This window comes from Tatumella sp. JGM118, from assembly GCF_018257515.1.
GTDB lineage: Bacteria > Pseudomonadota > Gammaproteobacteria > Enterobacterales > Enterobacteriaceae > Tatumella > Tatumella terrea.
Map to the genome: position 1 here is coordinate 24,752 of NZ_JAERJR010000027.1, position 9,304 is coordinate 34,055.

At 49.3% G+C, this 9,304-nt stretch carries 8 protein-coding genes and 4 tRNA genes; 1 reads left to right on the top strand and 11 read right to left on the bottom strand.

The genetic code is table 11. From position 1 onward, the window contains the following. Nucleotides 1–105: 105 nt before the first annotated feature. The 9 genes from rplA to JK223_RS15850 all read right to left on the bottom strand — a co-directional run bounded on the left by rplA (nt 106) and on the right by JK223_RS15850 (nt 4,360). A complete protein-coding gene (rplA, locus tag JK223_RS15810) occupies nt 106–810 on the bottom strand; it encodes a 50S ribosomal protein L1 (RefSeq protein WP_025902282.1) in 705 nt (234 codons plus the stop codon). Nucleotides 811–813: 3 nt separating this feature from the next. Continuing rightward, nucleotides 814–1,242, bottom strand: a complete 429-nt coding sequence (gene rplK / locus JK223_RS15815) for a 50S ribosomal protein L11 (protein ID WP_212709403.1) — start codon at nt 1,240–1,242, stop codon at nt 814–816. Between the two features lie 141 nt (nt 1,243–1,383). Beyond that, on the bottom strand, nt 1,384–1,929 hold the full coding sequence (gene nusG / locus JK223_RS15820; RefSeq protein ID WP_029685803.1) for a transcription termination/antitermination protein NusG: 546 nt from the start codon (nt 1,927–1,929) through the stop codon (nt 1,384–1,386). A 1-nt stretch (nt 1,930) separates the two neighbouring features. Continuing rightward, nucleotides 1,931–2,314 (bottom strand): preprotein translocase subunit SecE, encoded by a 384-nt coding sequence (gene secE, locus JK223_RS15825; protein WP_212715113.1) that lies wholly within the window; start codon nt 2,312–2,314, stop codon nt 1,931–1,933. A 223-nt stretch (nt 2,315–2,537) separates the two neighbouring features. Continuing rightward, nucleotides 2,538–3,722, bottom strand: a complete 1,185-nt coding sequence (tuf, locus tag JK223_RS15830; protein ID WP_212715114.1) for an elongation factor Tu — start codon at nt 3,720–3,722, stop codon at nt 2,538–2,540. 123 nt (nt 3,723–3,845) lie between these two features. Beyond that, nucleotides 3,846–3,921, bottom strand: a tRNA-Thr gene (locus JK223_RS15835). Nucleotides 3,922–3,926: 5 nt separating this feature from the next. Continuing rightward, nucleotides 3,927–4,001, bottom strand: a tRNA-Gly gene (locus JK223_RS15840). Nucleotides 4,002–4,189: 188 nt separating this feature from the next. Beyond that, nucleotides 4,190–4,274: transfer RNA gene (locus JK223_RS15845), tRNA-Tyr, on the bottom strand. A 10-nt stretch (nt 4,275–4,284) separates the two neighbouring features. Beyond that, nucleotides 4,285–4,360 (bottom strand) — tRNA-Thr (locus JK223_RS15850). Nucleotides 4,361–4,912: 552 nt separating this feature from the next. Here JK223_RS15850 and coaA point away from each other — a divergent pair. Then, nucleotides 4,913–5,866: a type I pantothenate kinase gene (gene coaA / locus JK223_RS15855; RefSeq protein WP_212715115.1), complete on the top strand. Its 954-nt coding sequence runs from the start codon at nt 4,913–4,915 to the stop codon at nt 5,864–5,866. A 45-nt stretch (nt 5,867–5,911) separates the two neighbouring features. Here the strand turns inward: coaA and birA are convergent, their stop codons facing one another. Continuing rightward, on the bottom strand, nt 5,912–6,880 hold the full coding sequence (gene birA / locus JK223_RS15860; protein WP_212715116.1) for a bifunctional biotin--[acetyl-CoA-carboxylase] ligase/biotin operon repressor BirA: 969 nt from the start codon (nt 6,878–6,880) through the stop codon (nt 5,912–5,914). Further along, nucleotides 6,877–7,914, bottom strand: coding sequence for a UDP-N-acetylmuramate dehydrogenase (gene murB / locus JK223_RS15865; protein WP_212715117.1), 1,038 nt, complete (start codon nt 7,912–7,914; stop codon nt 6,877–6,879). The genes birA and murB overlap by 4 nt, the downstream gene beginning before the upstream one ends. Nucleotides 7,915–9,304: the final 1,390 nt, after the last annotated feature.

Sequence of the window (9,304 nt, forward strand, 5' to 3'; positions counted from 1 at the left end):
AAAATTCTTGCTCTGTCACTGCCTTTCGGGAGTACAAAGTCGCTTCCCTGAAGGAAGAACGGGCGAAAATTCTAGGTGAAAATTTCGCCCGCGTCAAGCAATGACTTAGGCAGTCTGAGTACTCAGGCCAGCCTGGTCGATTGCAACACCTGCACCCATGGTGGTAGACAGGCTGACTTTCTTGATGTACACGCCTTTCGCTGAAGTTGGTTTTGCTTTTTTCAGCGCAACCAGCAGAGCTTCCAGGTTTTCTTTCAGTTTGTCAGCATCAAAGTCAACTTTACCGATGGTGGTGTGAATGATGCCGTTTTTGTCGTTACGGTAACGAACCTGACCCGCTTTAGCATTTTTAACTGCTTCAGCAACGTTAGGAGTTACAGTACCAACTTTAGGGTTTGGCATCAGGCCACGTGGACCCAGAACCTGGCCTAACTGGCCAACAACGCGCATGGCATCCGGAGATGCGATAACAACGTCAAAGTTCATTTCGCCTTTCTTGATCTGATCAGCCAGATCTTCCATACCAACCAGTTCAGCACCTGCGGCTTTCGCTGCTTCAGCGTTTGCACCCTGAGCGAATACAGCAACGCGGACGCTACGTCCAGTACCGTTAGGCAGTACAGTTGCACCACGTACGTTCTGATCAGATTTACGAGCATCGATGCCGAGGTTTACAGAAACATCAACGCTTTCAACGAATTTAGCAGTAGCCAGTTCTTTCAGCAAAGCAACAGCTTCGGTGATTTCGTACTGCTTGGTGACATCTACTTTGTCACGGATTGTGCGCATGCGCTTGGTAAGCTTAGCCATCTATTAATCCTCTACTACCAGGCCCATGGAGATCGCAGTACCTTCGATAGAGCGAGTCATCGCGTCTAAGTCTGCACCAGTCATGTCCGCTGCTTTAGTGGTTGCAATTTCCTGCAACTGAGCACGCGTCACTTTACCAACTTTGTCTTTGTTCGGTTTACCTGAACCAGACTTAATTCCTGCCGCTTTTTTCAGCAGAACTGCTGCCGGAGGAGTTTTGGTAACGAACGTGAAAGAACGGTCGCTGTATACGGTAATAACAACCGGAGTTGGCAGACCTTTTTCCAGGCTTTCTGTTTTTGCGTTAAACGCTTTACAGAATTCCATGATGTTAACACCCTGCTGACCCAGTGCCGGACCAACCGGTGGACTTGGGTTTGCCATGCCAGCTGCAACCTGCAGCTTCACATAGGCTTGTACTTTCTTAGCCATGATATTTCCTCAATTGGGTATAGCGCCTTACGTAAAGGCTTCCCGTAGTAATTATTCACACGCCCGGGGGCATGTAAAAACAAAAGGCGCGAAATTGTAGGCAAATTTCGCGCCTTATGCAAGAGCTTAACTGAATACAGATTAGCCTTTTTCTACCTGACCGAAGTCCAGTTCGACCGGTGTTGCACGACCGAAGATAGAAACAGAGACTTTCAGGCGGCTTTTTTCATAGTCGACTTCTTCAACGACACCATTGAAGTCAGCAAACGGACCGTCGTTAACACGAACCATTTCACCTGGCTCAAACATGGTCTTAGGCCGTGGCTTGTCACCTGCCTGTTGAAGGCGATTCATAATCGCATCGACTTCTTTATCGCTGATAGGTGCAGGACGATCAGAGGTTCCACCGATAAAGCCCATAACGCGCGGAACGCTGCGAACGAGGTGCCAGCTGGCATCTTCCATCACCATCTGCACCAGGACATAGCCCGGGAAGAATTTACGCTCACTTTTGCGGCGCTGACCACCACGGATCTCAACGACCTCTTCTGTTGGCACCATAACTTCGCCAAACAGGTCTTCCATATTGTGCAGTTTGATATGCTCGCGCAGCGATACAGCGACACGGCTTTCAAAACCTGAAAACGCCTGCACGACGTACCAGCGTTTTTTTGGAGCTTCAGACATCTCAGAACCTCAGTCCAGTGATAAACGATACCAGACGGACCAGAATACCATCCAGCCCCCACAAAATCAGTGACATCACGGCAGTAACCGCGGCAACGATTAACGTGGTCTGCAACGTTTCCTGGCGGGTCGGCCAGATGACCTTGCGCACTTCGGTTCTTGCTTCACGTGCAAACGCTACCGCTGCTTTGCCTTTTGTTGTCAAAAGGGCAACTGCGCCGGCAACCGCAATGATAATAACCACAACCAGAGCACGTAAGGGTAAATTAACGTTGCGATAATGATAGTTGCCGTAAATCGCTACTGCAACCAGAACAGCAACGACCAGCCATTTTACTATTTCCAGGCCGCGCCCGCTCCTCTGAGCTTCGGTATTTGCACTCATAAACAAACCTGCCAGAATAATCCAGAAACCATTAAACCCCGCATAGCGAGGTATCCAAACCAGAAATACCTGTAGTACATCCGGTATCCTACGCCAAACCAGAGCCTGTCTCAGCAATGATTTGTACCAAAATCACTGATGAGTCAGGTTCTATGTTTCGGCGTACAAAAAGGGCATCAAATGATGCCCTTTTCATGTGCATGACGTCAAATATTATCGGCGATTAAGCGATAACTTTAGCAACAACACCTGCACCTACAGTACGACCACCTTCACGGATTGCGAAACGCAGACCGTCATCCATCGCGATTGGGTGGATCAGGGTAACAACCATTTTGATGTTGTCACCTGGCATTACCATCTCTACGCCTTCCGGCAGTTCGATGGTTCCGGTCACGTCAGTTGTACGGAAGTAGAACTGTGGACGGTAGCCTTTGAAGAACGGAGTATGACGGCCGCCTTCATCTTTAGACAGAATATAAACTTCTGACTCGAACTGGGTGTGTGGTTTGATTGAACCTGGTTTAGCCAGAACCTGACCACGTTCGATCTCTTCACGCTTGATACCACGCAGCAGAACACCAACGTTCTCACCTGCCTGACCCTGGTCCAGCAGCTTACGGAACATTTCAACACCGGTACAGGTTGATTTCGCAGTATCTTTGATACCAACGATTTCAACTTCTTCACCGACTTTGATGATCCCGCGCTCTACACGACCGGTAACAACAGTACCACGGCCTGAGATTGAGAATACGTCTTCGATTGGCAGCAGGAACGGCTGATCGATAGCACGCTCTGGCTCAGGGATGTAAGAATCCAGGAAGCCAGCCAGCTCCAGAATTTTACCTTCCCACTCTTCTTCGCCTTCCAGTGCTTTCAGCGCTGAACCGCGAACGATTGGCGTGTCGTCGCCCGGGAAGTCGTACTGTGACAGCAGGTCACGAACTTCCATTTCTACCAGTTCCAGCAGCTCTTCATCATCAACCATGTCACATTTGTTCAGGAACACGATGATGTAAGGAACGCCTACCTGGCGGCCCAGCAGGATGTGCTCACGGGTCTGAGGCATAGGGCCGTCAGTCGCAGCAACAACCAGGATAGCGCCGTCCATCTGTGCAGCACCGGTGATCATGTTTTTAACGTAGTCGGCGTGGCCCGGGCAGTCAACGTGTGCATAGTGACGGGTCGGGGTTTCGTATTCTACGTGTGAAGTATTGATGGTAATACCACGTGCTTTTTCTTCCGGCGCGTTATCGATCTGCGCGAAGTCACGTGCAGCACCGCCGTAGTGTTTAGCCAGTACGGTAGTGATTGCTGCAGTCAGAGTGGTTTTACCGTGGTCAACGTGGCCGATAGTACCGACGTTAACGTGTGGTTTGTTACGTTGAAATTGCTCTTTAGCCATTAGATAACCCTTTTAAAGCACGGATAAGTCGGTGATATGATCACATCAACCAGGATTCAGGATGCCTGATAAAAAATGAATTATTTAAGTGAACAGAAATTTCAGGAGAGGAGATAAAAGAAGTGGTGCTGATACCCAGAGTCGAACTGGGGACCTCACCCTTACCAAGGGTGCGCTCTACCAACTGAGCCATATCAGCACATCTGGAGCGGGCAGCGGGAATCGAACCCGCATCATCAGCTTGGAAGGCTGAGGTAATAGCCATTATACGATGCCCGCATCCTGGAACTCTTGCTACCTGATATTTCTGTAGCTTTTGAATAATAAGATGGCTCTCTTATTATTCGAGTCTGCCAGATAAACTGACCGACTTTCGACTGAAACTTCCAGCCTACACTCGGGGTGATAATTATGCTCACCAGGCTGTGATAGCGTGTTGCTTCACATTTTCTCTGCAAGAGCAGAGATGGTGGTGGGAGAAGGATTCGAACCTTCGAAGTCTGTGACGGCAGATTTACAGTCTGCTCCCTTTGGCCGCTCGGGAATCCCACCTTAACTTGAATGGTGCCGACTACCGGAATCGAACTGGTGACCTACTGATTACAAGTCAGTTGCTCTACCTACTGAGCTAAGTCGGCATCAAGTTGAGGCGCATTTTAGGGGGCACCGCGCCAGGATGCAACAACAAATTTTAATTTTTTTTCTCTTCGCTTACTATTTATCCAAAACAGGGCTTTTTTCGTTTTTACTGTCTAAATCAACAACAAATAGTGGTGATCTTTTGTTCTACCCCCAAATTTCACCGGAAGTTTTACGTTCAGAGATCTCACCGGGCCCCTATTCCCTCCCGTTTTTTTCGCACCCGTTAGCCTGAAAAAACTTACTTTTTTTGTGCCGGACAAACTGAGTGCCGATAAAACAAGCATATTGCTGACAATTTTACCGTGGGATGAGTCACTAAAAAGGAACTTTACTCCAAACCTTCCTGCTTTTTTTTATCAGGAGACTCCTGCTCTGTGAAATTTCCCCGGCCTGACATCTTTTGCTTTTTCCCGGAACCCTTCTGGTGTTAACCTCCAGCCTGCTACCTCATTATTACACTATTTCATCTTCATCACGGCTGCAGTTCACCCTACTGCTCGATGTCAGTCGATGATGGACCGGATAAATTTGTCGTCAGATGTCGGAATATGAGTAAAAAAAATTTGTCACTGGCTACCTCCCCCTACTTATCGTTCACCCGTGAACAATGGGCTACCCTGCGCGATTCGGTACCCATGACCTTAACCGGTGACGAAATTGCCCGGTTGAAAGGGATTAATGAAGATCTTTCTCTGGAAGAAGTAGCAGAAATCTATTTGCCGCTTTCCCGGCTACTGAATTTTTATATCAGCTCGAATCTGCGTCGCCAGGCGGTTCTGGAACAGTTTCTCGGAACTAATGAACAGAAGATACCCTATATCATCAGTATTGCCGGCAGTGTCGCCGTCGGTAAGAGTACCACGGCCCGGGTATTGCAGGCCTTACTGAGTCGCTGGCCGGAGCACCGGAAGGTTGAGTTAATCACGACGGATGGTTTTCTGCACCCTAATGCGGTACTGAAAGAACGCGGATTAATGAAGAAAAAAGGGTTCCCGGAATCCTACGATATGCACAAACTGGTGAAATTTGTCTCTGATCTGAAATCAGGAGAACAACAGGTGACAGCGCCGGTCTATTCACATCTGATTTATGATGTGATCCCCGATGGCGATAAGCGGGTCACACAGCCTGATATTCTTATCCTTGAAGGGCTGAATGTATTACAAAGCGGAATGGATTATCCCCATGATCCGCATCGTGTCTTCGTTTCTGACTTTGTCGACTTTTCTATTTATGTGGATGCCCCGGAAGAATTACTCCAGCGCTGGTATATCAACCGTTTTCTGAAGTTCCGGGAAGGCGCTTTCAGCGATCCGGACTCCTACTTCCATAACTACGCACGTCTGGCGGAGTCTGAAGCCACAGAAATCGCCTGTGGCTTATGGAATGATATTAATGGCCGGAACCTTCAGCAAAATATTCTGCCAACCCGTGAACGGGCCAGCCTGATTTTAGCGAAAGGTGAAAATCATGCTGTGCATTCGGTAAGGTTAAGAAAATAGTCACTACAGACTGACGGGGAATGGCTGAGCTATCCCCGTTCCCTGTTAAGCCTGCGCCGGACGCAGGGAAATCTCGCCCCCGACCCAGCCGGTAATTTCACCCTCTTGCTCCAGTAATAATCCCCCCCGGCTATCGATTCCTCGTGCGATACCCTGGATCTCCCGCTCACCTATCACCAGTTTTACCGGTCGGTTAATAAAGTTATCCAGCTTTGCCCAGCGGTTAATGAACGGTGCCAGACCTTCGGTTTCAAATACCGCGAGGGCTTCCCGCATTTTATTGATCAGTCCGACCGTCAGTGCATTACGGTCTATCGTGATGCCCGCTTCCTGAAGGCTAATCCACTGCTGGTTAACGACGCTGCTATCCACATGACGCATCATCAGGTTAATGCCCGCGCCAATGACAATATGAGCAACATCCCCGGTCTTACCGCTTAGCTCGACCAGAATGCCTGCCAGTTTCCGGTCATTGAGATAGAGATCATTGGGCCACTTAACGCGAACATCTTCCGCCCCTGCAGCCTGTAAGGCTTCAGCAATGACGATACCCACGACCAGGCTTAATCCCATGGCTGCTGCGGGCCCCTGTTCCAGGCGCCAGTACATGGACATATATAAATTGGCACCAAAGGGGGAGAACCACTGTCTGCCACGGCGTCCACGACCGGCTTGCTGATATTCTGCGACACAAGTATCACCGGAGTGAAGGTCACTCATCCTTTCCATCAGATACTGGTTGGTGGAATCAATCACCGGTATGACCTGGACATCGCCGCTTCCCCGGACACCGGCCCGGATAGCCTCATCATCTAATAACTGCAACGCGGCAGAAAGGCAGTAACCCTTGCCGGTAACGGTATAGATATCGATACCCCAGTTTTTGAGTGTATTGATATGCTGATTGATTGCCGCGCGGCTCATACCCAGTTTTTCACCGAGCTGTTCACCTGAGTGAAATTCGCCATCAGACAGCACTCGGATAATTTTCAACGGTACACTGTAATCTTTCATGAAATCGCTCCGACAGCATCACATTCGCCGAGTGCATCAATAAAACGCACTTCGGGTTCGAGCCAGATATTGAATTTATCCCCGACACACTGCCGGACATGCTTTGCCAGGCCGATAATATCCTGTGGCGTTGCCTGGTTATCATTAATCAGCACCAGGGCCTGTAAACTGTGTACCGCGGCACCACCCAGCTTATACCCTTTTAGCCGGCATTGATCGATAAGCCAGCCTGCGGCGACCTTCACTGTGCCATCGGCCTGTGGATACTGTGGCAGCCCCGGATATGTCGCCAGTAGTTGCTTGCACAGTTTGCCGGTGATTAGGGGGTTTTTGAAGAAACTCCCGACATTTCCCTGAATATCAGGATCCGGCAGTTTACTCTTTCTCATATCGCAGACGGCATCGAAGACCTGTTTCGGGGTAACCGTCGCGGTATCCATCCGGGTTAACTCCCCGTACGTCAGAACCGGTTTCCACTGCTTACTCAGCCGGAGACCGATGGCCGTTACTGCATAGCCCTGACAAAATTCATGCTTGAAGATACTGTCACGGTAGCCAAACCGGCACTGCGTTTTTTCAAGACGAAATTCTCTGCCGGTCGCCAGTTCTGTGACATCGACATAGTCACAAATATCTTTGAATTCGACACCATAAGCACCAATATTCTGGATAGGCGCGGATCCTGCTACGCCCGGGATCAATGCCAGGTTTTCGGTGCCGGCGATATTATGTTGTAAACACCATTTGACCAGCTGATGCCAGTTTTCACCAGCACCGACATGCAGGAAATAACTCTCGTCGTCCTCAGAGAGTGAAATACCTTTTATCTCGTTAATGGCGACGATACCTCTGAAATCCCGGAGGAACAGCACATTACTCCCGCCGCCCAGTAACAGAAAGGGTTTATCCGCTGACCGGCTAGTGTCCCATGCCTTCCTGAGATCGGCTGCACTTTTTGCCCGGATGATTTCATCAGCGTGAATATCAAGGCCAAGCGTATTAAAGGGCTTTAAAGAATGGGTTGGGTTAGACATATCCTGACCTTAACAAAAGTATATGGTCGATAGTTTACCTGATATACCTGTGAGTTTTGAGATTTTCATCGGTGAGGGCACACCGGAAATCATTTACAGCAGCGGAGCTGCATAAAGGTCAGTCGGGCAATAACCTGTAAAGTCAGAACTCATTACTATCCCTTACCGGCTATCAGGGTATTTCAGCGGGTTGATGATATTCCTCTGCTGATGGTTTTCCTGGCGTTATCGGGTAACAGAGGGATAGGTATCGTGCGAAGACAGGCTGGGGGAAAAACCTTAACGGCGGCCTTTCCTGCCAGAGAGTATCAATCTACGGAATACAGCTTTCGGGGAGAGAGCTAAGGTCATCACCCTCAGACCGCGAATTACGAATTACGAAGACAATAGTCTGAACCGCTGTATTAACCGGCAGATGACGTACTTTACTATCCATAAAAGTTACTGATCGTGACCAGCCCTGGCCGGGAAATGAATGTATCGCCCGTCGTGAAAGAACACATGCTGAATGCCGTTATTAATTGGGGTAACGGGCATATACCGTTTGCCTTATAAGGAGTCCGGACCAATAAAGATCTCCATGTCTTTATTTTCTGTAAGTTAACGGATATGACCACTTTTCTAAACCGGGCAAAGAGATCACCGGTGAAGATTGCTGCTGTTTTATCCCGGTAGTCAGATCCCGCACGGGATGGCTATATACCGTCACCGGCCCAATGCCGTTCCGTTTCTGTTCACGGTATAGGGCCTGACAGGCGGCCGGTGAGCTGACCTGATATTAATCAGCCGGTATTGATTGCAGAATTTATTGGTCAGTGGTGGCGTAGCCAGCTTGAGAAGACACGGGATAACCAGAATAAAAGGCAGTTGTTCTGCGGCTGTTCAGCATTTTCACGGCTGATGACAGCTTTATGCTGTTCTTAACATCCTTCATTTATCGGGTTGAGGGATGTCTGCATCGATCACCGGACTGAACACCGGCGGATATGAAATGATCTGAATGGCAGTGGTATGGGAATGATATTGACTGCATACACGACTCCGGACGATGTCGTACTGAGCAAAGCCGGATAATACCTGAACAGGCAGTACAGCGTGTCTGCACTACCTCCCTCGTTTCCGTAGTGTTTTTACATTTCCTGCAACCTGCCGGATATTACCTGTTTCACGCCACCGGAACGTAAAAGGCCGCCCGTCAGGGCGGCCTCTGCCTTTTCTTTCTCTTCCCAGCCAGCTTTCGGGGAAAACCTGCTATCTCCCGGTTTGACTGGCCTTTCACCCGCAGCCACAGGTCATCCGCTCATTTATCAGTCCCGGTTTTTCCTTATTACTGCAGCAGGAATTACAATTCCGGACAGTACTCTGCCGCCTGAGTCAGGGCGGCGGCGCT

Bases quoted from the DNA above. Each gene is read 5' to 3' on its own strand.
- rplA (WP_025902282.1), bottom strand. From the start codon at position 810: ATGGCTAAGCTTACCAAGCGCATGCGCACAATCCGTGACAAAGTAGAT.
- rplK (WP_212709403.1), bottom strand. From the start codon at position 1,242: ATGGCTAAGAAAGTACAAGCCTATGTGAAGCTGCAGGTTGCAGCTGGC.
- nusG (WP_029685803.1), bottom strand. From the start codon at position 1,929: ATGTCTGAAGCTCCAAAAAAACGCTGGTACGTCGTGCAGGCGTTTTCA.
- secE (WP_212715113.1), bottom strand. From the start codon at position 2,314: ATGAGTGCAAATACCGAAGCTCAGAGGAGCGGGCGCGGCCTGGAAATA.
- tuf (WP_212715114.1), bottom strand. From the start codon at position 3,722: ATGGCTAAAGAGCAATTTCAACGTAACAAACCACACGTTAACGTCGGT.
- coaA (WP_212715115.1), top strand. From the start codon at position 4,913: ATGAGTAAAAAAAATTTGTCACTGGCTACCTCCCCCTACTTATCGTTC.
- birA (WP_212715116.1), bottom strand. From the start codon at position 6,880: ATGAAAGATTACAGTGTACCGTTGAAAATTATCCGAGTGCTGTCTGAT.
- murB (WP_212715117.1), bottom strand. From the start codon at position 7,914: ATGTCTAACCCAACCCATTCTTTAAAGCCCTTTAATACGCTTGGCCTT.